Annotated in this window: 20 protein-coding genes; 13 read left to right on the forward strand and 7 right to left on the reverse strand. The window is 57.2% G+C overall.

The features are described from left to right. Positions 1-277 precede the first annotated feature (277 nt). From PHQ58_RS18220 to PHQ58_RS18255, 8 genes are all read left to right on the forward strand, one after another. Entirely contained in the window at positions 278-1,312 is a 1,035-nt protein-coding gene (locus PHQ58_RS18220) for a LacI family DNA-binding transcriptional regulator (protein ID WP_300113787.1), read from the forward strand. Positions 1,313-1,460: 148 nt separating this feature from the next. Next, positions 1,461-2,132, forward strand: a complete 672-nt coding sequence (locus PHQ58_RS18225; RefSeq protein WP_300113789.1) for an amino acid ABC transporter permease — start codon at positions 1,461-1,463, stop codon at positions 2,130-2,132. Beyond that, positions 2,132-2,785, forward strand: coding sequence for an amino acid ABC transporter permease (locus tag PHQ58_RS18230; protein WP_300113791.1), 654 nt, complete (start codon positions 2,132-2,134; stop codon positions 2,783-2,785). Before PHQ58_RS18225 ends, PHQ58_RS18230 begins: the two co-directional genes overlap by 1 nt. Positions 2,786-2,840: 55 nt before the next feature. Then, positions 2,841-3,644 (forward strand): transporter substrate-binding domain-containing protein, encoded by an 804-nt coding sequence (locus PHQ58_RS18235; RefSeq protein ID WP_300113793.1) that lies wholly within the window; start codon positions 2,841-2,843, stop codon positions 3,642-3,644. Positions 3,645-3,679: 35 nt separating this feature from the next. Continuing rightward, entirely contained in the window at positions 3,680-4,471 is a 792-nt protein-coding gene (locus PHQ58_RS18240; protein WP_300113796.1) for an amino acid ABC transporter ATP-binding protein, read from the forward strand. Further along, on the forward strand, positions 4,461-5,339 hold the full coding sequence (locus tag PHQ58_RS18245; RefSeq protein WP_300113799.1) for a glutamine ABC transporter ATP-binding protein: 879 nt from the start codon (positions 4,461-4,463) through the stop codon (positions 5,337-5,339). Before PHQ58_RS18240 ends, PHQ58_RS18245 begins: the two co-directional genes overlap by 11 nt. Next, positions 5,336-6,280: a sugar kinase gene (locus PHQ58_RS18250; RefSeq protein WP_300113802.1), complete on the forward strand. Its 945-nt coding sequence runs from the start codon at positions 5,336-5,338 to the stop codon at positions 6,278-6,280. The genes PHQ58_RS18245 and PHQ58_RS18250 overlap by 4 nt, the downstream gene beginning before the upstream one ends. A gap of 3 nt (positions 6,281-6,283) precedes the next feature. Next, entirely contained in the window at positions 6,284-7,291 is a 1,008-nt protein-coding gene (locus tag PHQ58_RS18255; RefSeq protein ID WP_300113804.1) for a D-glycerate dehydrogenase, read from the forward strand. 7 nt (positions 7,292-7,298) lie between these two features. Here the strand turns inward: PHQ58_RS18255 and PHQ58_RS18260 are convergent, their stop codons facing one another. From PHQ58_RS18260 to PHQ58_RS18280, 5 genes are all read right to left on the reverse strand, one after another. Continuing rightward, positions 7,299-8,027, reverse strand: a complete 729-nt coding sequence (locus tag PHQ58_RS18260; RefSeq protein ID WP_300113806.1) for a glutaredoxin family protein — start codon at positions 8,025-8,027, stop codon at positions 7,299-7,301. 43 nt (positions 8,028-8,070) lie between these two features. After that, positions 8,071-10,125, reverse strand: coding sequence for a M3 family metallopeptidase (locus PHQ58_RS18265; RefSeq protein WP_300113808.1), 2,055 nt, complete (start codon positions 10,123-10,125; stop codon positions 8,071-8,073). A 65-nt stretch (positions 10,126-10,190) separates the two neighbouring features. After that, positions 10,191-11,057: a bifunctional methylenetetrahydrofolate dehydrogenase/methenyltetrahydrofolate cyclohydrolase FolD gene (folD, locus tag PHQ58_RS18270; protein ID WP_300113810.1), complete on the reverse strand. Its 867-nt coding sequence runs from the start codon at positions 11,055-11,057 to the stop codon at positions 10,191-10,193. Between the two features lie 76 nt (positions 11,058-11,133). Continuing rightward, the gene (locus PHQ58_RS18275; RefSeq protein ID WP_300113812.1) at positions 11,134-11,760 is read right to left on the reverse strand and encodes a response regulator; all 627 of its coding nucleotides are present in this window, start codon (positions 11,758-11,760) and stop codon (positions 11,134-11,136) included. Continuing rightward, on the reverse strand, positions 11,757-14,309 hold the full coding sequence (locus PHQ58_RS18280; protein WP_300113814.1) for a PAS domain S-box protein: 2,553 nt from the start codon (positions 14,307-14,309) through the stop codon (positions 11,757-11,759). The genes PHQ58_RS18275 and PHQ58_RS18280 overlap by 4 nt, the downstream gene beginning before the upstream one ends. Positions 14,310-14,465: 156 nt before the next feature. Between PHQ58_RS18280 and aceE the strand changes: the two genes are divergently transcribed. From aceE to PHQ58_RS18305, 5 genes are all read left to right on the forward strand, one after another. Then, positions 14,466-17,186, forward strand: a complete 2,721-nt coding sequence (gene aceE, locus PHQ58_RS18285) for a pyruvate dehydrogenase (acetyl-transferring), homodimeric type (RefSeq protein WP_300113816.1) — start codon at positions 14,466-14,468, stop codon at positions 17,184-17,186. Between the two features lie 109 nt (positions 17,187-17,295). Beyond that, positions 17,296-19,044, forward strand: coding sequence for a dihydrolipoyllysine-residue acetyltransferase (aceF, locus tag PHQ58_RS18290; RefSeq protein WP_300113819.1), 1,749 nt, complete (start codon positions 17,296-17,298; stop codon positions 19,042-19,044). A 24-nt stretch (positions 19,045-19,068) separates the two neighbouring features. Beyond that, complete coding sequence (lpdA, locus tag PHQ58_RS18295; protein ID WP_300113822.1) at positions 19,069-20,895, forward strand: dihydrolipoyl dehydrogenase; 1,827 nt, start codon at positions 19,069-19,071, stop codon at positions 20,893-20,895. Positions 20,896-21,256: 361 nt separating this feature from the next. Further along, positions 21,257-22,951 (forward strand): AMP-binding protein, encoded by a 1,695-nt coding sequence (locus PHQ58_RS18300; RefSeq protein ID WP_300113825.1) that lies wholly within the window; start codon positions 21,257-21,259, stop codon positions 22,949-22,951. Between the two features lie 111 nt (positions 22,952-23,062). Continuing rightward, positions 23,063-23,782 (forward strand): SAM-dependent methyltransferase, encoded by a 720-nt coding sequence (locus tag PHQ58_RS18305; protein WP_300113827.1) that lies wholly within the window; start codon positions 23,063-23,065, stop codon positions 23,780-23,782. A gap of 35 nt (positions 23,783-23,817) precedes the next feature. On the opposite strand, the gene PHQ58_RS18310 is transcribed toward PHQ58_RS18305, so the two are convergent. Together PHQ58_RS18310 and PHQ58_RS18315 are read right to left on the reverse strand one after the other, a co-directional pair. Beyond that, positions 23,818-24,498 (reverse strand): ankyrin repeat domain-containing protein, encoded by a 681-nt coding sequence (locus tag PHQ58_RS18310; RefSeq protein WP_300113830.1) that lies wholly within the window; start codon positions 24,496-24,498, stop codon positions 23,818-23,820. Continuing rightward, the gene (locus tag PHQ58_RS18315) at positions 24,495-25,292 is read right to left on the reverse strand and encodes a TatD family hydrolase (protein ID WP_300113833.1); all 798 of its coding nucleotides are present in this window, start codon (positions 25,290-25,292) and stop codon (positions 24,495-24,497) included. The genes PHQ58_RS18310 and PHQ58_RS18315 overlap by 4 nt, the downstream gene beginning before the upstream one ends. Between the last annotated feature and the right edge of the window lie 6 nt (positions 25,293-25,298).

Below are 25,298 nucleotides of genomic sequence, written 5' to 3' on the forward strand. Positions count from 1 at the left end.
CGGGCTCTGGAAAGCGGTACCCTGCTAGAGAAATCTTCGACAAGAAAATGCCCTCCAAACCGTTACGGCTCAGAGGGCATTTTAACAAATCAACCCAAAAGCGTCAACACTTTAAACTACCGGCTAGGCGACAGCGATGCGGGGCTTTTCTAATTGCACTCGCATGTTTGCGATGCTAGTATTGACTGAAACTGGTTTCAGAAATCTTTAACAAATTCGCAAGTTTGGCCCATTGTCGATGTCCAGCAAATTAACTCTTTCATCAGTCCAAATCGCTTTGCCAACGTCACGCGCCACGATTGCGGATGTGGCACGTGAGGCTGGTGTCTCCAAAGCCACGGTCTCACGCTTCCTTAATCACCGCGACAAACTGCTGACCAAAGACATTGCCACTCGCGTGGAAGTCGCCATTGCTGCGCTGTCTTACATCCCCAGCCCAATGGCCCAATCGCTCAAACGAGGACGTTCACGGCTGATCGGTCTGGTTGTAGCAGACGTCACCAACCCGTTTTCGGTCGCGGTTTTGCGTGGTGCAGAAAAGGCGTGTCAGGAAGCTGGCTACCTGCTGATGATGTTTAACTTGGGTAATGACAGTTGCCGCGAAAGCGAGGCGATTGAGACGCTGACCGCTTATCAAGTGGAAGGCTTCATCTTGAACACGCTGGGCGGTGATGCCAAGGCTGTCACTGAGGCTGCTCGCCACGGCAAGCCGGTTGTGCTGGTAGACCGTCGCCATCACGGCATGCAAGCTGATTTTGTGTCGCTTGACAATGTGGGTGCGGTTCGCATGGGTGTCAGCCACCTGCTTGGTGCCGGTTATCAGGAGCTTCTGTTTGTTTCAGAACAGATCAAGGGCGTTAGCTCCCGGGAGGAGCGGGAGGCTGCGTTTCGCGCTTTTATTGGTAATACGGCGCCTGATTCATCCGGCCTGCAAGGTCGAACCTTCGAACACGCAGCCGATGACCCGCAGGCGCTTGATGATGCCCTGCGCAGCCTGCGCGAGCGTGCTGGCAACCGATTGCCGGCCGTGCTTTCCAGCAATGCAGTGGTGACCTTGCGGGTGGTTGCTGCCATGGCGCGGCTGGGCTGGATGTTGGGAACCGATGTCGGACTGATAGGCTTTGATGACACGGAGTGGTCGCCCTACATTGGGCCGGGCCTGAGCAGCATTGCACAGCCGACTGACGACTTGGGTCGCATTGCGGCTGGCTGCCTCATCGAGCGCTTGAAAGGCCTGCAATTGCCGCCGCGCCAGATTTTCCTGTCTGGTCAGCTGGTGCCGCGCGGCTCGTCGGTGCATACGGTCATTTAGCCCTCATTAGGGTTTTCCTTAGTTGCAAATTGGAATGGGGCATTCTTATAATTATCTGAAACCGGTTTCAGTGCGTCCTTGAAGACAGGAAGATTGGATCCAGTTGACCTGTAAATTTCTGTGATTAACCTGGCGATTGCGCCTGTCCATGAACTATTCTTTTCAATTCGGTGATGTCTTTGCAGCTTGGCCGCTGCTGGTCAAAGGTACGCTCAACACCATTGAGTTGTCGGTGCTCGCCATGCTGCTGGGTTTGATGGTGGCCATTGTTTGCGCCTGGGGCAAAACTGCTGGGCCGCGCCCGTTGCGCTGGGTCATCAATGCTTACATTGAGCTCATTCGCAACACGCCTTTTCTGGTGCAGTTGTTTTTCTTCTTTTTTGCATTGCCCGCACTTGGTCTGCGCTGGTCGGCCTACGCCGCTGCGCTGGTCGCGATGGTGGTGAACCTGGGTGCCTACGCCACGGAGATCATCCGCGCGGGCATCGAGTCCATTCCAAAGGGGCAGATTGAGGCTGGCTTGGCGCTTAACTTGAAGCGCCACGAAATCTTTCGCTTTGTGATTCTGAAACCGGCGCTGCGCACGGTTTACCCGGCGCTCACCAGCCAATTCATCCTGCTGATGCTGAGTTCGGCCGTGGTGTCGGCCATATCTGCAGACGATTTGACCTCGGTTGCAGCCAATTTGCAGTCTCAAACCTTTCGCAGTTTCGAAATTTACATCGTTGTGGCCGGCATCTATCTGCTGCTGGCGCTCTCGTTTTCTGCACTGTTTCGGGTAATTTACCGCCTGACACTCAACTATCCGGCAGGTCGCTGATGCGTACTTTTGGTTTTTCCGAATTTTTGTTCATTCTTGAGGCTGCAAAATGGACCGTTGCGCTGTCAATGATTGCCTTCATTGGTGGTGCCATTGGTGGACTGATCATTGCGCTGTGTCGCACCTCGGACAACCGCGTCGCGCGGCTGCTGTCGAGCGCTTTCATTCAGATTTTTCAGGGCACACCTTTGTTGCTGCAACTCTTTCTGGTGTTCTTTGGTGCACCGGTTTTGGGGCTGGAGATCAACCCCTGGGTCGCAGCTGGCGCAGCGCTTATTCTTAACAGCAGCGCTTTTCTGGGTGAAATCTGGCGCGGTTGTATTCAGGCGATACCCAGCGGCCAATGGGAGGCAGCACAGGCACTGAGCCTGTCCTATGTGTCTCGCATGCGGGACGTGATCTTGCCGCAGGCTGGTCGAATTGCGCTGGCCCCCACGGTTGGCTACATGGTGCAGATCATCAAGGGCACGTCCCTGGCGGCCATCATTGGTTTTGTCGAGGTCACACGTTCTGGACAGATCATCAACAACGCCACTTTTCAGCCGCTGATTGTGTTCAGCGTGGTGGCTGCCATTTATTTCGTGTTGTGCTGGCCCTTGTCTTTTCTGGCTGCACGCATGGAACGACGGCAAGCAGCAGCCCTCACGCGTTGAGCTATTTTCTCTTTCTCACCCTGTTATTTATCACCACAACTCTGGAGACTTCACCATGATCAAGCATCTGCAACGTCGCACATTCACGGGCGCCCTGGCGCTGGGCCTGGCCACCACCTTGGTTGCCTGGGCGCCCTTTGCCAGCGCACAAAGCGTTGCCGACATCAAGAAAAAGGGCGAGTTGACCATTGGCATGCTGGTTGACTTTCCACCCTATGGCACCATGAACAGCAGCAACCAGCCCGACGGCTACGATGCTGACGTTGCCCGCCTGATGGCCAAAGACCTTGGCGTCAAGGTCAATCTGGTCCCTGTGACCGGCCCTAACCGCATTCCATTTCTTCTGACCAACAAGGTAGATTTGCTGGTGGCCTCGTTGGCGGTCACGCCCGAGCGCGCCAAGCAGGTGCAGTTCTCCAAGCCATATGCAGCCGCCAGCATTGTGGTGTACGGTGACAAAAAAGCCGGCATCAAGACCGCCGCTGACCTCAAGGGCAAACGCGTTGGTGTGGCCCGCGCCAGCACGCAAGACGTGGCCTTGACCGCTGTAGCACCCGAAGGCACCGAAATTCGCCGCTTTGATGATGACGCGTCGGCCATGCAAGCCCTGATGTCCGGCCAGGTGGATGCCATTGGCTGCTCGACCACGGTGGCTGCACAAATCGACAAACGCGCACCGGCCAATACTTTCGAGAACAAGTTCCTGCTGCGCCAGCAAGTTATGGCCGTGGCCATGCGCCCCGGGCAAGCCGAATTACTGAGCACGGTGGACGACTTCGTGGCCCGTAACACGGCCAATGGCGAGCTCAACAAGCTCTACCGCAAATGGCTGGAAACCGATTTGCCAAAGATGCAATAAACCCGGTGCAATATCGCTGATAACGGTGCTTCTAAATGACAGACACAACGCAAACCTCTCCCGCCGTAGCCCTTGACGCTGAACCCATCATCCGCATCGAAGCGGTAGACAAATGGTTCGGCAAGTTTCAGGTGCTGACCAACATCAACTTGAGCGTGCGAGCCGGGGAGCGCATTGTGGTCTGTGGCCCGTCGGGTTCGGGCAAGTCAACCCTGATCCGCTGCATCAACCGGTTGGAGACGGTGCAAACTGGCCGCATCGTGGTGGATGGCATTGACCTGACCGCCGGCGGAAAAAACGTGGACTCGGTGCGGCAGGAGGTTGGCATGGTGTTCCAGCAGTTCAACCTTTTTCCGCACCTGACCATTTTGCAAAACTGCACACTGGCCCCCATGCGCTCGCGCGGCCTGAGCCAGCAAGAGGCTGAAAGCATCGCCATGAAATACCTCAAGCGCGTGCGTATTCCAGAGCAGGCGCAAAAATACCCAAGCCAGCTCTCAGGCGGTCAGCAGCAACGCGTGGCGATTGCGCGCGCCCTGTGCATGACGCCCAAAATCATGCTGTTTGACGAACCCACTTCCGCACTCGACCCTGAGATGGTCAAGGAAGTGCTGGACACCATGGTGAGCTTGGCCGAAGAGGGCATGACAATGCTGTGCGTCACGCATGAAATGGGTTTTGCCCGCAGTGTGGCCGACCGCGTGATCTTCATGGCCAACGGCAAGGTCATTGAGGAAGCGCCGCCACAGCAGTTCTTCAGCAACCCACAGCACGAAACCACGCGTAGCTTTCTGGGACAAATTCTGAATTCGCAACATGCGCACTGAGAACGATAGCGCGGCGCGTCCTTTCCAGTCAGGTGTGAGTGTGGCGCGACCCATTTTGATTTCGCTGTCTGCATTCGGCGCGGCTGAAGTGCGCCGCCATGGGCAAGGCTGGTTCAGCGAACTCAGTCTGGCGGCTGGTGCCGATGGCGTTGAAGTGCGCAGCGAGTTGCTGGTTGACCCGGTCAATGAGCTCCCAGCCATCGCGCATGCCATGCGAACTGTTAGCAATCGTCTGGTCTATTCCAGCGCGCAGTACCTCTGGGCAACTGATGGTCAACTTGACACTGCGGCGCTCGAAAGCGCACTGTCAGCCACGCAAACCTTGGGGGCATCGCGCCTGAAGATGTCTATTGGCGGCTTTGGCGTGGCCTCTCATCGCACCCTGGATGATCTTCAAGCGCACCTGCAAAGGACCAACATTGAGCTGCTCATTGAAAACGACCAGACACCGATGGCTGGCACGCTGAGCGCCATGCAAAACTTCTTTGCCGTAGCGCATGCCCAAGACCTGTTTTTGGGCATGACATTTGACATGGGCAATTGGCACTGGACCGGCGAGGACCCACTGCAGGCGGCGACCGCCCTGGCTTCCCAGGTGCGTTATGTGCATTGCAAGGGGGTGCAACGCCAGCCGCAACGCTGGGTTGCCGTGCCCTTGGCCGAGTCCAGCGCGCCTTGGCGTGCCGTGCTGCGCGCCATGCCTGCTGATGTGCCCTGGGCCATCGAATACCCACTCGCCGGCGATGACCTGTTGACTGTCGTTCAGCAGGAAATCGCCCAACTGCGGGGCGTCGCGGTTGGCCTGGCAGGCACGGTCTGCGCGGACAAACCCGACATGTCAAAAATCATGCAGAAAGCCACCCCATGAGCCACGCGCTGGATGTCATTACCTTCGGCGAAGCCATGATGCTGCTGGTGGCCGACCAGCCTGGCCCGCTGGAGCAGGCCAAGGCATTTCACAAACGCACCGCTGGCGCCGAAACCAACGTGGCCATTGGCCTGGCACGCCTGGGCCTCAAGGTAGGCTGGGCCAGTCGGCTGGGCACCGACTCCATGGGGCGGTATCTTTTGGCTGCCATGGCGGGTGAGGGCATCGATTGTTCGCACGTTGTGTGTGACGCGGGCCAAAAAACGGGTTTCCAGTTCAAGGGCCAGGTGAGCGACGGTAGCGACCCACCAGTGGAATATCACCGTGCCGGTTCGGCAGCCAGCCACATGGGGTTGGGTGATATTGATGAAACCTGGCTGCTTAGCGCCCGGCACCTTCACGCTACCGGCGTGTTTCCCGCGATCTCAGCCACCACCTTGCCGGCTGCTCGCAAAACCATGGAGCTCATGCGCGCCGCCCGGCGCACCGTGTCGTTTGACCCCAACTTGCGCCCTACGCTGTGGGCTACGCCCGAGAAAATGCGCGAGGCCATCAACGACTTGGCTACTTGCGCCCATTGGGTGCTGCCCGGGTTGGAAGAGGGACGCTTTCTAACAGGTGAGCAGACGCCTGAAGGCATTGCAAGTTTCTACCGTCAACGCGGTGCCAACTTGGTGGTCGTCAAGCTTGGCAGCGATGGCGCGTTCTATGACGGTGAGGGTGGCAGCGGCTATGTGGCTGGCTTTACAGTGGCAGAGGTGGTAGACACAGTCGGTGCCGGCGACGGTTTTGCCGTGGGCGTGATCAGCGCTTTGCTCGAAGGACTGAGCGTGCCCGATGCCGTCAAACGTGGCACCTGGATTGGCGCGCGCGCTGTCCAAGTGCTGGGCGACAGCGAAGGCCTGCCAACCCGCGCCGAACTCAATCAAGCAGGACTTTGAACCATGCCGACCCCAACAGCCAACACAACACGCAAAAAAGTTTTGGTCTTTCGCGAATTACCGCTCGATCAGCTCGCTCGCCTGCAAACTTTGCATGACGTGATCGTGGCTAACCCGCGCCTCCCGGAACAAGCTGCAGCTTTTCATGCGGCGCTGGCCAACGCGGACGGCATGATCGGCTCCAGCTACCCGGTAGATGCGACCCTCTTGGCGGGTGCGCCGCATCTGAAAGTCATCTCCAGCGTGTCGGTCGGCGTTGACAATTACGATTTGCCCGCGCTGGCGACGCACGGCATCATGCTGTGTCACACGCCCGGCGTGCTGACCGAAACCACGGCCGACACCATTTTCGCGCTCATCATGGCCAGCAGTCGGCGCTTGGTCGCGCTGGCCGACCATGTGCGCGAGGGCCACTGGACACGCAACATTGGCGAAGAACTGTTTGGCTGGGATGTTCATGGCAAGACATTGGGTATTTTGGGCTTTGGCCGAATTGGCCAAGCGCTGGCCCGGCGTGCCGCATTGGGTTTTGGCATGCCGGTGCTGTTCCACAACCGCCGCCCGATCGATTTACCGAGTGAATTGCCAGAACTGGTCGGCAAGGCCCAGCACACAGCGCTGGATGACTTGCTGAAACGCGCTGACATTGTTGCCGCTGTGCTGCCGCTCTCTGCCGAGACCCGGGGCTTGATGGGCCAGCGCGAATTTGGCTTGATGAAACCAGGTGCAGTTTTTATTAACGGTGCCCGTGGCGCGATCGTGCAGGAATCGGCGTTGCTTGATGCGCTAAATCATGGTTCGCTTCGCGCCGCCGGGCTTGATGTGTTTGCAACCGAACCGCTTCCGCTGGACTCACCACTTCGCACTCACCCCAAAGTGACTGCATTGCCACACATTGGTTCAGCAACCTTCGAGACACGTTACGCCATGGCAGAAATGGCCACCAGCAATCTGCTGCTGGCAATGGCTGGCCAGCCGCCGCTGGCCATGATTCAACTCCAAAGCCAATAAGCGCTAATTAAAACTGGATACCCGCAGGGTTGCCTGGGTTAGGCCTGGGCGCCACAGGCGCCACCGCAGGGCGGGAAACTTGTACTGCCGGGACAGGCGTTTCCACTGCCGCAGGCTTTTCGGGCACGGTCAATGGCGTGGCAGCTGACGAGCGGTAACCTGCGGGCAGTTTGGAGCGCTCCGGGTAACCGGCAGCGTTCAGGTACTGCGTCCATTCACTGGGCGAGTAACCCGCCACATGCTGCGCACCAATGGTCAGGAAAGGCAGCGATGTGCTGCCACTAAAGCGCTGCAAAGCATCCGCATCTAGCGCTGTGGCCACTGTTTTTTCCGAGAATGGCACGCCTCTGGCGGTGAGCAGGCTGCGCCCGCTGTCACAAGGCGCGCAGTTGCCACTGGTGTAGATCGTGACTGGGTATTTGGCGACCACTTGGCGCAACTCGAATGGCAAGGCCGGCCCGACCGGCTGATTGGTCGCCACTGTGTTGTCTGTCGATGTGACTTTGGCAGCAGGGGTAGCCGGTGGCTTGTCAGAAAACATGACCCGTCCATCAGGTCCGACGATGCGGTACACCTGCTGCGCCTGCGTGGTCAGGGTCCCAAACAAGACACTGCCACAGGCCAATGCCGCCAGCCAGCGTGCTACTGAAGGCGCAACAATACCAGAGGTGCGGCCAGAGGCGCAGCAAGCAAATACGCCGGCTGGCGTTTTGCTCTTTCCTTGAATTAGCTTCATTTGCAGGTCCTTCAAGTCAGTGTCTGTGACCGGTCTGTGAATGTCAGGCGGGCTGCGCCATGCCTTGGTGGCGCAGCAACGCGTCCAGGGTGGGCTCGCGACCGCGAAAGGCCTTGAACGACTCAATGGCCGGCCGGCTTCCCCCAGCTTCCAGAATGGCTTCGCGGTATTTTTTGCCCGTTTCTGCATTGGGCAAGCCGTCTGCACCTACGGTTTCCTCAAAAGCCGCATAGGCGTCGCTGCTGAGCACTTCGGCCCATTTGTAGCTGTAATAACCAGCCGCATAACCACCAGCAAAAATATGGCTGAAAGTGTGAGCGGTGCGTGCGAAGGTGGGCGGTTGCAGCACAGCGACTTCGTCGCGAACTTGTTGCAGCAATGGCATCACGTCCTGCGCCGGGTCGTGTGCGGTGTGCAACAACATGTCAAACAGAGAAAACTCGATCTGCCGCAGGGTTTGCATGCCGCTCTGGAAGTTTTTTGCGGCCAGCATCTTGTCAAACAAGGCACGTGGCAGTGGTTCGTCAGTGTCAACGTGGGCGGTCATGTTTTTTAGCACATCCCATTCCCAGCAGAAGTTTTCCATGAATTGGCTGGGCAGCTCGACCGCATCCCACTCTACGCCGCTGATGCCGGACACATCACGCTCGTTGACTTGCGTTAGCATGTGGTGCAGACCATGGCCAAATTCATGGAACATGGTGGTGACATCGTCATGCGTCAGCAAGGCGGGCTTGCCGTCAACACCGCTGGCAAAATTGCACACCAGGTGCGCCACCGGGGTTTGCAGCTGGTACGTGTCAGGGCGCAACCAACGAGCACGCACGTCGTCCATCCAGGCGCCCCCGCGCTTGCCGCTGCGGGCCGCAGGGTCAAGGTAAAACTGGCCCACCAGCTCGGTGCGGCCTTCAGCGCTGGTACGTTCAATTCGGTAGAAACGCACCGACTCATGCCACACGGGCGCGTGGTCTTCGCGAATCGACACTTCAAACAGGGTTTCGACAATCTTGAACAGCCCCGCCAGCACCTTGGGCAGCGGAAAGTACTGTTTGACTTCCTGCTCGTTGAAGGCGTAGCGCGCTTCCTTGAGCTTTTCGCTCACATAAGGCCAGTCCCAGGATTTGGGGTCGGACAGGTTCAGGTGCTCAAGTGCAAAAGCACGCATGTCGGCTAGGTCAAGTTCAGCAAACGGGCGGGCGCGTTTGGCCAAGTCGCGCAAAAAGTCCACCACGTGTTGCGGTGATTCGGCCATTTTGGGCACCACCGATAGGGTGCCAAAATTGGGGTAACCCAGCAGCTTGGCTTCTTCCAGTCGCAGTGCCAGCATCTCGCTGATGATGCTGGAATTGTCAAACTTGGTGCTGTCGCCTGTTGCTTGATCAGACGCACGGGTTACATACGCACGGTACAGCGTCTGGCGCAGGGTGCTACTGCTGGCAAACTGCATCACTGGTAGGTAACACGGCATTTTCAGCGTGAGCTTGTAGCCGTCTTTTTCTTCCACTTCGGCTGCTTTTCGCGCAGTGTGTTTCACATCTTCAGGCACGCCCTCCAACTCATCGGTCTGCGCATAGTAGGCAAAAGCATCGGTCGCATCCAATGCGTTTTCGCTGAATTTTTGACTTAAAAATGCCTGCCGTTCGGCAATCTCGGCAAAGCGATCTTTCTCGGCGCCCTTGAGGTCGGCGCCACCCAAGACAAAGTTGCGCAAGGCGTTTTTGAGTGCCTGGCGTTGCTCGCTGTTCAGGCTGGTTGGGTCAATGGCGCGGTATTTGGCGTACAAGCGTTCATCCGCACCCAAGCGCGTATAAAACTCAGTGACTTTCGGTAGCACCGCGTTGAAGGCAGCACGCAATTCCGGTGTGTCAGAGACGCTGTTAAGGTGGCTCACCGAACCCCAGGCCCGGGACAGGCGCTCGGTGGCAACGTCAAGCACTTTGGCAATGCCGTCCCAGCTTGGCGCGAAATCCGGGGCCGTGACAAGCTCAAGCGCGGCATTGGACTCAGTCAATAGCTGCGCAATGGCTGGCTCGACATGCTCTGGCCCAATCTGGTTAAAGTGGGGCAGGCCGTCAAAGGAGAGGAGAGGATTGGTCATGGTCTTGATCAGTTGGGGACAGAGCAGGCTCGCTGCGTGTAGCTGCGGGCAACCCCGCAAAACTCTTATATGGCGGCGCGTTCGGCCGCTTCAAGGGTGTTCATCAACAGCATCGTAATGGTCATGGGGCCAACCCCACCCGGAACGGGGGTGATGTAGCCCGCCACCTGGCGCACGCCTTCAAAGTCAACATCGCCACACAGCTTGCCTTCATCATTGCGGTTCATCCCCACATCCAGCACCACGGCGCCGGGTTTGACCATGTCAGCTGTCACTACATCGCGCTTGCCCACAGCGGCCACAATCACGTCGGCTTGCAGGGTGAACGCCTTGAGATCTTTTGTGGCACTGTGGCAAATGGTCACGGTGGCATTTTTTTGCAGCAGCATCAAGGCCATGGGTTTACCCACAATATTAGATCGCCCAATCACCACCGCGTGTTTGCCCTTGAGGTCATAGCCGATGGATTCAAGCATTTTCATGCAGCCGTAGGGGGTGCATGGCCAAAAGCCCGGCATGCCCGTCATCAGGGCACCGGCACTGGCAATGTGAAATCCGTCCACGTCTTTGAGCGGCGAAATGGCTTCAATGACCTTGTTGGCGTCAATGTGCTTGGGCACCGGCAACTGCACCAGAATACCGTGAATGGCGGGGTCGTTGTTAAGGGCTTCAATTCGCGCCAGCAACTCGGCCTCAGCCATCGTGGCATCAAACTTTTCCAGCACCGAATGAAAGCCGCAGTCCTGGCAGCCCTTGACCTTGTTGCGCACGTAAACCTGGCTGGCCGGGTTTTCACCCACAAGAATCACGGCCAGGCCAGGTGTGATGCCGCGCGCCTTGAGGGCACTAGCGCGCGCGGTGATGTCCGTGCGAAGCTTTTGAGAGAGCGCAATGCCATCGATGATGTGTGCAGTAGGGGTGTTTGTGATCATGTCAAATCCATCAATAAAAAAGCCCGCTAATCCTTATGGGGCGGGCGTAAGTAGCTATGCTAAAAATAGCAAATAATTAGACCTTGGCAGCATTTGGTCCGAGTGCGATTTTGAGCAGATCTGCCACCGTGTTGGCGCCCAGCTTTTCCATGATGTTGGCGCGGTGGGCCTCGACGGTTTTGATGCTGATGCCCAGGTCGTCGGCGATTTGCTTGTTCAGGCGACCAGCCACAATGCGTTCCAGCACCTGCGACTCCCGCAGTGTCAGGCGTGCCATCAAGGCATCGCGGTTGATGGCGCTCTGGTATCCGGCAAATGATTCTTTGGCCTGCTCCAGCATGCGCTCAACCAGAAGCAGCAGTTGCGGCTCGTCGAACGGCTTCTGGATGAAATCCATGGCACCTTTTTTCATGGTGTCAACGGCCATGGGCACATCGCCATGACCCGTGATAAAGGCCAGCGGCAGGGGAGAGTTGCTTTCGATGAGCTTGTTTTGTAGCTCCAGGCCCGTCATGCCCGCCATGCGGATATCGACAACCAGACAGGCCACCTCACGCGCGTCAAAGCGGCTTAAAAACGACTCAGCCGAATCAAAGCAGCGTACCCGGTAGTCTTTGCCTTCGAGCATCCATTGCAATGAGTCGCGTACTGCCTCATCATCGTCAACGACGTAAACCGTGCCTTTTTTGGGGATCAAACTCATGGTGAAACCTGCAATGTGTGTTGTTCAGAACGCTTTATGGGCGTGGCCGGTAGGGGTTCTGCAATGGGAATCCAGAAGGTAAAGCAGCAGCCCGTGATGACCTCTGCATTGTAGGTGTTCTCTGTTTTCATTCGACCCATGTGCGACTCCACGATAGACCGGCACAACGACAGGCCGATACCCATGCCCTCGGCTTTGGTCGAATAAAACGCTTCATACAGGCGCGCCATGACCTCGGGCGAAATGCCGCCGCCTGAGTCGGTCACCATGAATTCGATCACGGGTTTGTCATCTACCCGAGTCGGGGCCACGCGCAGTTTGACAATGCGCTGCGAGGAAGGGCGTTGCGCGGAGTCCACCGACTCAGCGGCATTTTTGAGCAGGTTCAGCAACACCTGCTCGATCAGGATGGGGTCCACCAACAAGTTGGGCAAGCTGGGCGCGACGAATTGGGTGAGCTTGACATTGCGCCTGCGCAACTCGATTTCTGCCAATTCAACCGCCTCGGCCACCATGGTGGCCACATTGGCAACCGTGCGGTTGGGTTCACTGCGCTTCACAAACGCACGAATACGCTGAATGATCTGCCCTGCCCGATGGGCTTGGCGGCCGGTTTTCTCCAGGGCCCCGAGCAACTCTTCTTGCGTGATTTGGTTCGCCTTGATGCGTGACACCATGCCGTTGCAGTAGTTGTTGATGGCGGTGAGTGGCTGGTTGAGTTCATGTGCCACGCTGGACGCCATTTCGCCCATGGTGATCAAGCGGCTGGAGGCTTCGGCGCGCTGAGCTTGAATTTCCGACTGCTCTTCAGCCACCCGCCGGGCGGTGATGTCGGTGGCAATCACCATTTGGGCCAGGCGACCATCGACCCAGCTCAAGTAACGGGTACGTACCTCAAGCCAGCGCCCCAGGCTACCCAAATAGATTTCGGAACTCTCGGCCTCCTTGTCGGACAACTGATCGGTGGGCAGACCCGCATACGCATCCACCGTGTCGCGTGTGTCATCGCTGGCCACAGGGGCGGGCACACCCGCTTCTTCCACCAGTTGCAGGTGGCCGGCTGCCTGGGTGCCAAACCAAAGGCGGTAGAGCTTGTTGGCAAACAGCAATTCATCTGACCCCAAAGGCGCCACCGAGATCGACGCATCAAGCGCCTCCAGCACGGTGGTAAAGCGTTCATGCGAGGCCGCCAGCTGATCGCGAATGCGATTGGGCTCGGTGATGTCGGTCATTGATGTCATCCAGCCTGTTTGCTGGCCAAAAGCATCGATCAAGGGCGACACATACAAGCGCGCGTCAATCAGGGAGTCATCTCGACGTTTGACCCGAAACTGGATGCCACCCGGCGGAATTTTTCCCGCCAGTTCGTCGTTCAGCCGGGTTTGCAGCATGTCAAAATCTTCATCGGGCCAGTAGGGAAAGGGCGCTGTTGTCCCCACCAGCTCGGATTCAGACCAACCGGTCATGCGGCAAAACGCGTTGTTGACATAAGTGATTCGGCCCTGCATGTCCAGTGTGCGCATGCCGGTCAGCATGGAGTTTTCCATGGCACGACGAAACGCCGCTTCTTGCATCAGCGCGTCTTGCGCCTGAATGCGCCGGCGTGTGTGCCCCCAGTTGGCCAGCAGCAACCAGGCGGTGATGCCACTGAGCACCATCACCAGCCAAAACAGGCCGCTGCCAATCACCCCAAGCGAGGTTCGGTAGGCCAGGCCGCGAATCGTCATGCCGTTGCCCACCGGCGACACCGGCATTTCATAGGTGTTGATCGGGCTGGCCCAAGGCAGCAAGTGGCGTTTGAGCTTGCTCTCAGAGACCGTGGTGCCCGCCAGCAACTTGCCGTCCGCATCGTGAAAGGACACCGCGTATTTGGAGGTGATCTCACTGGGCACACCGTATCGAAACATGGCGTCTACCGAGTATTCAGCCAGTAAATCCCCTTTGAAGGTTGCCTTTTCGAGCAAGGGCAAATGCATTTGCAACACCGCTGCCATATCTGTTTCGGCTCGCGGGGTTGAGTAAATGGGCAGCAACAGTTCTCGCACCAGCTGGTAATTGCTGAGCGTGTCTTTGGTTTCAATCAGGGCACCGCTGGACTGCTGGAACTCCTTGCGTAGCCGGGCAGTGTTGTAACTCGCCCGCACTTTCCTGTTTTCATCAATCCAGGTCAGGCTTTGCAGCTCAGGGTAAAGATTGGCCAAGGCTTCCGCACGGGTCACAAAATCTTTGTGACTGACCTCGCGGCTCGACACCTCGCGGGCAAACCGCATCAGCTGTTCTTGTTGCTCCAGCAAGCGCAGGCGCAATCGTTGTTGGGTGTATTCCACATCCCGGTTGATCGCCTCACGCTCACGGGAGATTTCTTCATACCGCAGGTAAGCAAATGCCGACAGGATGGCGGCCAAAAACAACACCACGGCCGCCAACGGCGCCAACACTGCAAACCGGTCCTGGCGATGCGGTGATAGCCGGCCCCACCAACGCTTCAAGCGCGCAGAGGGGGTGAGTTTTAAATCGGACAAGGGGACAAAAAGAGGGTGCAACGGCATGGGCGAAGTGTAGAAGGTTTGCCTCTTTTTAAATGTCATATTATGAAATCACTAGACGCCATTTGAAATATATTAAAAATGGTTATAAAATATTTCAGCCAACAAATAGGCTAATTCATCTAATATTGACCCGCTTTACAACAACAGGAGACAGGCATGTCAGCGATTCCCGAAAGCCATTCAGGCACATCTGCGCCCGGCGCACCCGACCTGGACACCCAGGAAACCCGTGAATGGATGGACGCTTTAAGCGCCGTGATCGAGGCCGAAGGCCCCGAACGTGCTCACTTTTTGCTAGAGCAATTGCTGGAACATGCCCGCCAAAGCAGCATCGACATGCCGTTCTCAGCCAACACCGGTTATGTGAACACCATTGAGGTTGATCAAGAAGAGCGTTGCCCCGGCAACATCGAAATTGAAGAGCGCCTGCGCGCTTACATGCGCTGGAACGCCATGGCCATGGTGGTCAAGGCTAACCGCCATCACCCGGAAGACGGGGGCGATTTGGGTGGCCACATTGGCTCGTTTGCCTCATTGGCGCACATGTTTGGCGCTGGCTTTAACCATTTTTGGCATGCCGAGAGCGAAAACCATGGCGGCGACTGCCTCTATATACAAGGTCACGTGTCTCCCGGCGTCTATGCCCGTGCTTACATGGAAGGCCGCTTGACCGAAGAGCAGTTGCTCAATTTCCGCCAGGAAACTGGTGGCAAGGGCTTGTCCAGCTACCCGCATCCCAAATTGATGCCCGAATTCTGGCAGTTCCCCACCGTGTCAATGGGCTTGGGCCCGTTGATGGCAATTTACCAGGCGCGTTTTTTGAAATACCTGCACGCCCGGGGCATTGCCAACACCGAAAACCGCAAGGTCTGGGTGTTTTGTGGTGACGGCGAGATGGACGAGGTGGAGTCCCTGGGCGCGATTGGCTTGGCCGCTCGCGAAGGCCTGGACAACTTGATTTTTGTCATCAACTGTAACCTCCAGCGCCTGGACGGCCCCGTGCGTGGCAACGGCAAGATTGTGCAAGAGCTTGAAGGCACCTTCCGCGGTGCGGGCTGGAACGTGATCAAACTGCTTTGGGGCGCCAACTGGGACCCCCTGCTGGCACGTGACAAAGACGGCGCGTTGCGCAAGGTCATGATGGACACGCTCGATGGCGACTACCAGGCCTTTAAAGCCAATGACGGCGCCTTTGTGCGCAAGAACTTCTTTGGCCGCGACCCAAAAACGCTGGAAATGGTCGCCAAGATGAGCGATGACGACATCTGGAACCTGCGCCGTGGCGGCCACGACCCGCAAAAGGTCTATGCGGCTTACCACAAGGCGGTGCACCACAAGGGCCAGCCGACCGTGCTGCTGATCAAGACCGTCAAAGGTTTTGGCATGGGCAAAAGTGGCGAGGGCAAAAACAACGTGCACCAAACCAAGAAGCTCACGGACGACGACATCAAGGCCTTCCGTGACCGCTTCAACATCCCTGTGCCTGATAGCCAGATTGCCGACATTCCGTTTTACAAACCAGCGGATGACACCCCTGAGATGAAGTACCTGCACGAGCGCCGCAAAGCGCTCGGTGGCTACCTGCCACATCGGCGCGCCAAGGCTGACGAGCATTTCACCGTGCCCGCGCTGGAGAACTTCAAGAGCGTGATGGAGCCCACCCCTGAGGGGCGGGAGATTTCCACCACCCAGGCCTATGTGCGCTTTTTGACACAGTTGCTGCGTGACCAGGCCTTGGGCCCACGTGTTGTGCCGATTTTGGTGGATGAAGCCCGCACGTTTGGCATGGAAGGCTTGTTCCGCCAGATCGGTATTTACAACCCCGCTGGCCAGCAATACACCCCGGTCGACAAAGACCAGGTGATGTATTACAAGGAAGACAAAAAGGGCCAAATCCTGCAGGAAGGCATTAACGAAGCCGGCGGCATGTCCAGCTGGATTGCAGCGGCCACCAGCTACAGCACCAGCAACCGCATCATGGTGCCGTTTTATGTGTACTACTCGATGTTTGGCTTTCAGCGCATTGGGGACCTGGCCTGGGCCGCTGGCGACATGCAAGCACGCGGCTTCCTGCTGGGTGGCACTTCCGGGCGCACCACGCTCAACGGCGAAGGCCTGCAACACGAAGACGGCCACAGCCACATCTTGGCGGGCACCATTCCCAACTGCATCAGCTACGACCCCACCTTTGCGCATGAAGTGGGCGTGATCCTGCACCACGGCCTCAAACGCATGGTCGAGAAACAAGACAACGTCTTCTATTACCTGACCCTGCTGAACGAAAACTACGCCATGCCAGGCCTGACCCCGGGCACCGAAGAGCAAATCATCAAAGGTATGTATTTGTGCAAACCGGGCACGGATGCGTCAACGGGTCTGCGCGTGCAGTTGCTGGGCTCTGGCACCATCCTGCGCGAAAGCTTTGTAGCGCAAAAACTGCTGCTTGAGGACTGGGGTGTGACCGCCGATGTGTGGAGCTGCCCTAGCTTCAACGAGCTGGCGCGTGATGGCCAGGCCTGCGAGCGTGACAACCTGCTGCACCCCACCGAGACACCCAAAGTGTCATTTGTGGCGCAACAGCTTGAAAACCACGATGGCCCGGTAGTGGCATCTACTGACTACATCAAGTCGTATGCCGAGCAAATCCGCTCGTTTATCCCTAAGGGTCGCACCTATAAAGTGCTGGGCACCGACGGCTTTGGGCGCAGCGACTTCCGCAGCAAGCTGCGTGAGCACTTTGAGATCAACCGCCATTTCATTGTGATTGCCGCATTGAAGGCCCTGAGCGAAGACGGCAAAGTGCCGGTGAGCAAGGTGAGTGAGGCGATTGCCAAATACGGCATCAACACCGACAAAGTGAATCCTCTTTACGCCTAAGCGGAATTCGGGATTTACCTTTCAGCGAAGACTCATGTCGCGAATGCGATGTGAGGTCGACGCGTCAAGGTCGCTCCCACCCATGACTACTTAAAAAGCGAGACACAACATGGCAATTATTGAAATCAAAGTACCCGACATCGGCGACTTCGACGAAGTCGCGGTGATCGAACTGCTGGTCAAGCCCGGCGACACGGTCACGGCCGAGCAAAGCCTGCTCACCGTTGAATCCGACAAGGCCTCCATGGAAATCCCTTCCAGCCACGCTGGCGTGGTGAAGGAGCTCAAGGTGAAATTGGGCGACAAGGTCAGCGAAGGCTCTTTGGTGCTGCTGCTTGAAGTTGCTGGCGAGTCTTCTGCATCAAATCAGGCTGTAGCTCCCGTGGAACAAGCGCAAGCAGCTACGGTTTCTGTAGCCGCTTCAGTTGCGCCAGCGGCTTCCACATCAAATCAGCCCGTAGCCCTTGTAGAACCAACGCAAGCAGCTGCAACTTCAGTAGCAACTGGACCGGTGGAAGTGCGCGTGCCAGACATTGGTGACTTCAAGGACGTGACTGTCATTGAGGTCATGGTCAAGGCAGGCGACACCATCAAGCTGGAGCAAAGCCTGATCACAGTCGAAAGTGACAAAGCTTCGATGGAAATCCCCTCCAGCGTTGCTGGCGTCATCAAAGAACTCAAGGTCAAGCTCGGTGACAAGGTCAACATTGGCGATTTGCTGGCGATTCTGGAAGGCGTTGCTGTGGCTTCCGCCGTGGCACCTTCGGCACCTGCTGCTGCGCCAGCATCTGCATCAAATATGACTGTAGCCCAGGTAGAACAAGCGTCAACAGCTATTAATTCTGCAGCTTCAGTTGTAGCAGCAGCGGCCACCGTGGTCGCGCCAGCGCACAACCCCGGTGCGACCACGCTTGGCTTGCCTCACGCCAGTCCGTCCGTGCGCAAGTTCGCCCGCGAGTTGGGCGTGCCCTTGAACGAGGTCAAAGGCAGCGGCTTGAAAGGCCGCATCACCGACCACGACGTGCAAGCCTTCACGCGCTCGGTGATGAGTGGTGCTGTTCAAACGGTAGCTGCTCAGGCAAGCGCCAAAGCTGTGCCAGCCACATCAAGCAACGACGGCGCAGGCCTGGGCCTGATTCCGTGGCCAAAGGTTGACTTCACCAAGTTCGGCCCGATTGAGCGTAAGGAGATGAGCCGCATCAAAAAGATCAGTGGTGCCAACCTGTTGCGCAATGCCATCATGATTCCGGCCGTCACCAACCACGACGACTGCGACATCACCGATCTGGAAGCCTTCCGAGTCTCGACCAATAAGGAGAACGAGAAGTCGGGCGTGAAAGTCACCATGCTGGCGTTCTTGATCAAGGCATGTGTGTCTGCTCTGAAAAAATTCCCTGACTTCAACAGCTCGCTTGACGGTGATGCCATCATCTACAAGCAGTATTTCCACATCGGTTTTGCCGCCGACACACCCAATGGCTTGATGGTGCCTGTGATCAAAGATTGCGATAAAAAAGGCATCTACCAGATTTCGCAGGAAATGAGCGAACTGGCCAAAAAGGCCCGTGATGGCAAATTGAGCCCGGCAGAAATGTCTGGTGCATCGTTCACGATCTCCAGCCTGGGCGGAATTGGCGGGCGCTATTTCACGCCCATCATCAACGCACCTGAGGTGGCCATTTTGGGCGTGTGCAAATCGACCATCCAGCCCGTTTGGGACGGCAAGGCCTTCCAGCCGCGCCTGATGTTGCCGCTTAGTTTGACCTGGGACCACCGCGTGATTGACGGCGCTGCTGCGGCTCGCTTCAACGTCTACCTGGGCCAGATCCTGGGCGATTTCCGCCGGGTCTTGCTCTAACCCGAACCGATAAGGAATAACAACATGGCACTTATCGACATCAAAGTCCCCGACATTGGCGACTTCGCCGAGGTCACCGTGATCGAACTGCTGGTGAAACCCGGCGACACCGTAAAGGCTGAGCAAAGCCTGATCACTGTGGAGTCTGACAAGGCCTCCATGGAAATCCCTTGCAGCCACGCTGGCGTGGTCAAGGAACTCAAAGTGGCCTTGGGCGACAAAGTCTCTGAAGGCTCCTTGCTGCTGGTACTTGAAGCAGCGGGTGATTCTTCTATAGAAAATCAGCCTGTAGCAACCGTAGTTAATGCGCAAGCAGCTATTCAAAACGTAGCATCTCCAAGTTCAACGGCTGCCAATTATTCCGGCACCTCCGATCTGGAGTGCGACTTGCTGGTGCTTGGCGCCGGGCCCGGTGGTTATTCGGCTGCTTTTCGCGCCGCCGACCTGGGTCTGAAAGTGATTTTGGTCGAGCGTTATGCCCAATTAGGCGGCGTCTGCCTGAATGTGGGTTGTATCCCCAGTAAGGCGCTGTTACATGTGGCGGCGGTGATTGACGAGGTTAGCCACCTGGCAGCCCTCGGTGTGGACTTTGGCAAGCCCGTGGTCAACATTGACACCTTGCGCGGACACAAGGACAAAGTTATTACCAAGCTTACCGGCGGGCTGGCTGCGATGGCCAAGATGCGCAAAGTGACCATCGTGCGCGGCTACGGTGCCTTCGTTGGTGCCAACCATGTGACGGTCGAAGAGACCAGCGGCAGTAGCCAAGAGAAGACTGGCAAGACGCAAACCATTGCGTTCAAAAAAGCCATCATCGCTGCGGGCTCACAAGCTGTGCGCTTGCCGTTCATGCCGGACGACCCGCGCGTGGTAGACAGCACCGGTGCCCTGGCTTTGAAAGAAGTGCCCAAGCGCATGCTGATTTTGGGCGGCGGCATCATCGGCCTGGAAATGGGCACGGTTTACAGCACGCTGGGCGCCCGCCTGGACGTGGTCGAAATGATGGACGGACTAATGCAAGGTGCTGACCGCGACCTGGTCAAAATCTGGCAAAAAATGAACGCGCCTCGTTTTGACAACATCATGCTCAAGACCAAAACGGTGGGTGCCCGCGCATTGCCAGAAGGCATTGAGGTGACGTTTGCCGCAGCAGAGGAGGGTGGCACGGCGCCCGCACCACAGGTGTACGACCTGGTGCTGCAAGCGGTTGGCCGCACACCTAATGGCAAGAAAATCGCCGCCGACAAGGCCGGTGTGACCGTGACCGACCGAGGATTCATCAACGTCGACATCCAGATGCGTACCAACGTACCGCACATCTTTGCTATTGGCGACATCGTGGGCCAGCCTATGCTGGCACATAAGGCAGTGCATGAAGCGCATGTGGCCGCCGAAGTGATTGCCGGTGAACTGCAAGGCAACAAGGAGTTGGCGGCAGCCGCGTTCAACGCCCGCGTGATCCCAAGTGTCGCCTACACCGACCCTGAAGTGGCCTGGGTTGGCCTCACCGAAGACCAGGCCAAGGCGCAAGGTATCAAGGTCAAGAAGGGGTTGTTCCCTTGGAACGCATCAGGCCGCGCCATTGCCAATGGCCGCGACGAGGGTGTCACCAAACTGCTGTTTGACGATTCACCTGAGGCTCATGGCCACGGCAAGATCCTCGGCGGCGGCATGGTCGGCACCCACGCGGGTGACATGATCGGAGAGGTGGCGCTGGCGATTGAGATGGGCGCGGACGCCATCGACATTGGCAAAACCATTCACCCGCACCCCACGCTGGGCGAAAGCATCGGCATGGCGGCTGAAGTGGCACATGGTAGTTGCACGGATTTGCCGCCGGCGCGCAAGTAACGCGGGTCATCCCCAAGAAAAAAGCCCGGTTAACCCGGGCTTTTTTATTATTGCGGCAAGCGCCTTAGTGCTGAATTATCGTGGGTGTAGGCGCTGATTGCACCGATATCCATGCTGTGACCTGTTGCCAAACAACGGGGGCAATTCGTTATGTAAGCGGTGTGCATGAGGCATTAAGCAGGCGTATAAACTTTCCCGGCGCGTATCACCGCAACAATTGCGAATTGTCATTAAGAACGAAACTGCCCATGCTGAACATAGCAAGTGGGTAGGGCACACAAATTGCCCGGCTTTTGAGCACTGGATGGCGCCGAATTTTGGTCATGCAAGAGATCTGAAAAAACCAATGGAGACAAATGTCATGGACACCATTTCATCTGGCCATCTGGCGCTACAACGCCTTTATTACTGGGAAAAGACCGCGCCCAATCAAATCGCGCTGACCCAACCAATGGGCGGCGGCGTGCTGCAAAACTTCACCTGGGCCCAAGTGGGCGACCAGGTGCGCCGCATGGCCACCCACCTCAAAGCGCAGGGTTGGGAGCCGGGCGCAAAAGTGGCCATTCTTTCCAAAAACTGCGCCTGGTGGATGATGAGTGACCTGGCCATCTGGATGGCGGGTTATGTGTCTGTGCCTCTGTACCCTACGCTGGCGCATGACACCGTGAGGCAAATTTTGACGCACAGCGAAGCGCGCGCCTGTTTTGTTGGCAAGCTTGACGACTGGACCAGTATGAAAGCTGGCGTGCCCCCCGACATGCCTTGCATCAGCTACCCGCTGTCGCCGGCAGATGCCCTCAAGCGGTTTGAAGGCTGGAACGCCATTGTGGCCCGAAGCGCACCGCTGCAGGGTGAGCCGATTCGGAACGCAGATGAGCTGGCCACCTTGATTTACACCTCGGGCACCACTGGCGTGCCCAAAGGCGTGATGCACAGCTTTGGCACACTGGCTTGGGCAATTGGCACGGGCGCGGCCAGTGTGGGCATGAGTCAGGATGACCGAATGTTGTCGTATTTGCCTTTGGCCCATGTGGTGGAGCGCGTGTTGGTAGAACACGGTTGGCTGGCCACTGGCATACATGTTTTTTTTGCCGAGTCGTTGGATACCTTTACAAGCGACCTGCAGCGCGCACGCCCAACGATTTTCTTCTCGGTGCCCCGGCTGTGGGTCAAGTTTCAGCATGGGGTACACCACAAGTTGCCGCCAGCCAAGCTTGACCGGTTGTTGTCTATCCCCATCATTGGCGCGCTGGTACGGCGCAAGGTTAAAAAGGCGCTGGGGTTGGACCAGTGCCGTTTTGCTGCTGGTGGCGCGGCCCCCATGCCTGTGCCATTGCTGGCCTGGTACCGAAAGCTGGGTTTGCCCATCAATGAAGGTTATGGCCTGACAGAGAATTTGGCCGTGTCCAACCTCACGCTGGCTGGCCAGAACCAGGAGGGCACGGTTGGCCCAGCTTACCCGGGTGTCGATGTTCGGATCGACGCCACGACCGGCGAGATCCAAATGCGCAGCCCGGCGCTGATGTTGGGCTATTACAAAGCGCCCGACTTAACCCGTGATGCGTTCACGCCTGACGGCTGGTTGCGTACCGGGGACAAAGGTCAAATTGACACGCAGGGCAACCTGCACATCACCGGCCGCGTTAAAGACCTGTTTAAAACCAGCAAGGGCAAGTACGTGGCACCGGCCCCCATTGAAGACAAACTGGTGATGCACGACGCGATTGAAGCTTGCGTAGTCACCGGGGCCAACCTGGGCCAACCACTGGGCATTGTGATGCTGAATGCCGAGGCTTTGGCCCGCGCGGCAAACCCGGGCGCACGGGTAGAACTTGAAACCTCTCTGGCACGTCACTTAAAGTCGATCAACCAAGTCCTCGACCCACACGAACAGCTCAAGTGTCTTGTGGTAACGACGACCACTTGGTCGGTAGAAAACGACATTGTCACGCCCACTTTCAAGGTTAAGCGCAACCGCATTGAAGACCTTTACTCGGCGTCTTATGAACGCTGGGAGTCTTCTGGGCAGTTGGTGATCTGGCAGACCACTTCTTAAGGGACAGCAGCCAGAGACGGCAATTGGTAACAGGCAGATTAGCCAGAAGCCTATACTGCGCGTTCTTTTTCCTACTGCCAGACGCTGACTCACGCGCCTGGCGCACCCCCGATGCCCGGCTATCTGACCAAGCAAGAGAGCATCGCCGTAGCGGGTGTGCCCAACCTCATCATTCGTTCATTACTTGACCGCCAGCAGTTTTTTGATCCTGCCGGGGAGGGCGCGCGACTGGGTATTTCGTCTGCGACCTGGCCCTTGTTTGGGTTGCTGTGGCCATCGGGCGCCGAGTTGGCCGCACGTATGGCCCGACACCCGGTGCGCAGCGGCGAACGTGTTCTGGAGATCGGTTGTGGTTTGGCGCTGGCCAGTTTGGTGGGGCATCGTCGCGGTGCAGACGTGACCGCAAGTGACTGCCATCCGTTGGCAGGGATTTTTCTGAAGGAAAACCTGCGCTTGAACGATTTGTCTGACATGCGGTACCGAACTGGCCAATGGGGCCAGCCTGAAGACGATGCTTTGGCCGTGCCGACGAGTTCGCTGGCCCTGAAGGTCAGCGGCCAGTTTGACCTGATCATGGGCAGTGATGTGTTGTACGAGCGCGATGACGCTGGTGTGTTGGCTGCGTTCATTGATGCGCACGCGATGCCGGTGTCACAGATCTGGATCGTGGACCCACATCGGGGCAACCGTCCGGCCTTTAGCCGGCGCATGGCCAGCCATGGATTCAGTTTGGTCGAAGAACGGCTGGATCGACTGGAAAGTGCGCAGCAGACTGCGTACCGAGGGCGTTTGTTAACTTACTCGCGTGGGGCTTGTGTTGTTGGCACTTAACATAATATACATCGTATAAAGTGTGTTGTTACTCATTACCAGGTCCCTTTAGGCTGAAGGCCACGTACAAAAGCAGAAATGATGTTGGCTGAATCGGTGCGATTGCCGCGGTTGGCAAAGTCCAAAGCACTTAATCCCTGCGAATTCTTGAGTAAAGGGTCTGCGCCAGCTTCAAGCAACAGCTTGACTGCGGACTCGGTGCCGTAAAGTGCGGCCATCATCAGCGGCGTGGTGCCGTTGGGTGATGCGGCGTCGATGTACGCGTTTTCTTCCAGCAGCAGGTTCATCGCTTCCAGATGTCCGTTGGTGGCCGCGTAATGCAAAGGTGCCCAGCCGGGTTTGTTGACGTCAGCTCCTTGTCGGATCAATAGCTGGCAAAGTGCGGTTTCACCTTTGAGCGCGGCTAGCATCAAGGGACTTTCATCTGCCGCATTTCTCACCTCAACCTTGGTCTTCGGCGACTTGGCCAAGACAAGCGCCACATTCAACGCCCCCGATTTGACGGCCAGCAACAGGCCAGCTGTGCCTGCAGCATCGACTGTATTGGGGTCGAACCCACGCAACAAAAGCTCGCTGACTTTCGCCGCGTCATCGCGCTCGATGGCGGAAAAAAAATCATCATACGAGCCCGCATGAGAGACTGAAAAGCAAGTTAAAACAAGAAGATATATCACTTTTTTAAAGTGATTAATGAGGTTTATTAAGCTTGATTTCATGATGACAGCACGCCTGAAAAGAGCGCATCAAAGTTACGACTGGTCGCTTCTGCAATCGCTTCTAGGGGTAACTGCTTGATCTGCGCCAACTGGGTAGCCACAAATGGCACGTACGACGGGTTATTGGTTTTACCGCGATAAGGCATAGGCGCCAGGTAAGGGCTGTCGGTTTCAATCAGCAAGCGATCAAGCGGCACCAATGCCGCCACGTCGCGCAAATTCTGCGCCGTCTTGAAGGTCAAAATGCCTGAAAACGAGATGTAAAACCCCAAGTCAAGTGCTTGACGGGCTACCGCGGCGTCTTCGGTGAAGCAGTGAAACACACCGCCGGCCGAGCCAGTTGAGCCGTCTTCGCCCTCCTCCCGCAGGATCGCCAAGGTGTCCTCAGAGGCCTGACGGGTGTGAATGACCAGCGGTTTTGCCAGTTGCCGGGCCGCGCGGATATGGGTGCGAAAGCGCTCGCGCTGCCAATGCATGTCAGCCACGCTGCGGCCGTTGAGTCGGTAGTAATCCAATCCGGTCTCACCTATCCCCACCACCCGTGGCAGCACACCAAGCGTTAGCAGGTCATTGAGGGTGGGCTCTTGCACGCCTTCGTTGTCCGGGTGCACGCCGACTGTGGCCCAAAAATTGTCGTATTCAAGTGCAAGTTGATGCACACCACCGAACTCCTCAAGTGTGGTGCTAATGCACAAGGCTCGGTCAACTTTGGCGGCTGCCATGGCTTGGCGGATGGCTGGCAGCTCGGCAAGCAGTTCCGGGAAATTTAGGTGGCAATGAGAATCTGTGAACATACATGA

This window comes from Rhodoferax sp., assembly GCF_028688795.1.
Classification (GTDB): Bacteria; Pseudomonadota; Gammaproteobacteria; order Burkholderiales; family Burkholderiaceae_C; genus Rhodoferax.

What these genes read in the sequence shown, in the direction of transcription:
- PHQ58_RS18305 (WP_300113827.1), top strand. Translation starts at nt 23,063, where the DNA reads ATGCCCGGCTATCTGACCAAGCAAGAGAGCATCGCCGTAGCGGGTGTG.
- PHQ58_RS18265 (WP_300113808.1), bottom strand. Translation starts at nt 10,125, where the DNA reads ATGACCAATCCTCTCCTCTCCTTTGACGGCCTGCCCCACTTTAACCAG.
- PHQ58_RS18310 (WP_300113830.1), bottom strand. Translation starts at nt 24,498, where the DNA reads ATGAAATCAAGCTTAATAAACCTCATTAATCACTTTAAAAAAGTGATA.
- aceE (WP_300113816.1), top strand. Translation starts at nt 14,466, where the DNA reads ATGTCAGCGATTCCCGAAAGCCATTCAGGCACATCTGCGCCCGGCGCA.
- PHQ58_RS18225 (WP_300113789.1), top strand. Translation starts at nt 1,461, where the DNA reads ATGAACTATTCTTTTCAATTCGGTGATGTCTTTGCAGCTTGGCCGCTG.
- aceF (WP_300113819.1), top strand. Translation starts at nt 17,296, where the DNA reads ATGGCAATTATTGAAATCAAAGTACCCGACATCGGCGACTTCGACGAA.
- PHQ58_RS18300 (WP_300113825.1), top strand. Translation starts at nt 21,257, where the DNA reads ATGGACACCATTTCATCTGGCCATCTGGCGCTACAACGCCTTTATTAC.
- PHQ58_RS18250 (WP_300113802.1), top strand. Translation starts at nt 5,336, where the DNA reads ATGAGCCACGCGCTGGATGTCATTACCTTCGGCGAAGCCATGATGCTG.
- lpdA (WP_300113822.1), top strand. Translation starts at nt 19,069, where the DNA reads ATGGCACTTATCGACATCAAAGTCCCCGACATTGGCGACTTCGCCGAG.
- PHQ58_RS18280 (WP_300113814.1), bottom strand. Translation starts at nt 14,309, where the DNA reads ATGCCGTTGCACCCTCTTTTTGTCCCCTTGTCCGATTTAAAACTCACC.
- PHQ58_RS18255 (WP_300113804.1), top strand. Translation starts at nt 6,284, where the DNA reads ATGCCGACCCCAACAGCCAACACAACACGCAAAAAAGTTTTGGTCTTT.
- folD (WP_300113810.1), bottom strand. Translation starts at nt 11,057, where the DNA reads ATGATCACAAACACCCCTACTGCACACATCATCGATGGCATTGCGCTC.
- PHQ58_RS18245 (WP_300113799.1), top strand. Translation starts at nt 4,461, where the DNA reads ATGCGCACTGAGAACGATAGCGCGGCGCGTCCTTTCCAGTCAGGTGTG.
- PHQ58_RS18275 (WP_300113812.1), bottom strand. Translation starts at nt 11,760, where the DNA reads ATGAGTTTGATCCCCAAAAAAGGCACGGTTTACGTCGTTGACGATGAT.
- PHQ58_RS18260 (WP_300113806.1), bottom strand. Translation starts at nt 8,027, where the DNA reads ATGAAGCTAATTCAAGGAAAGAGCAAAACGCCAGCCGGCGTATTTGCT.
- PHQ58_RS18315 (WP_300113833.1), bottom strand. Translation starts at nt 25,292, where the DNA reads ATGTTCACAGATTCTCATTGCCACCTAAATTTCCCGGAACTGCTTGCC.
- PHQ58_RS18235 (WP_300113793.1), top strand. Translation starts at nt 2,841, where the DNA reads ATGATCAAGCATCTGCAACGTCGCACATTCACGGGCGCCCTGGCGCTG.
- PHQ58_RS18240 (WP_300113796.1), top strand. Translation starts at nt 3,680, where the DNA reads ATGACAGACACAACGCAAACCTCTCCCGCCGTAGCCCTTGACGCTGAA.
- PHQ58_RS18230 (WP_300113791.1), top strand. Translation starts at nt 2,132, where the DNA reads ATGCGTACTTTTGGTTTTTCCGAATTTTTGTTCATTCTTGAGGCTGCA.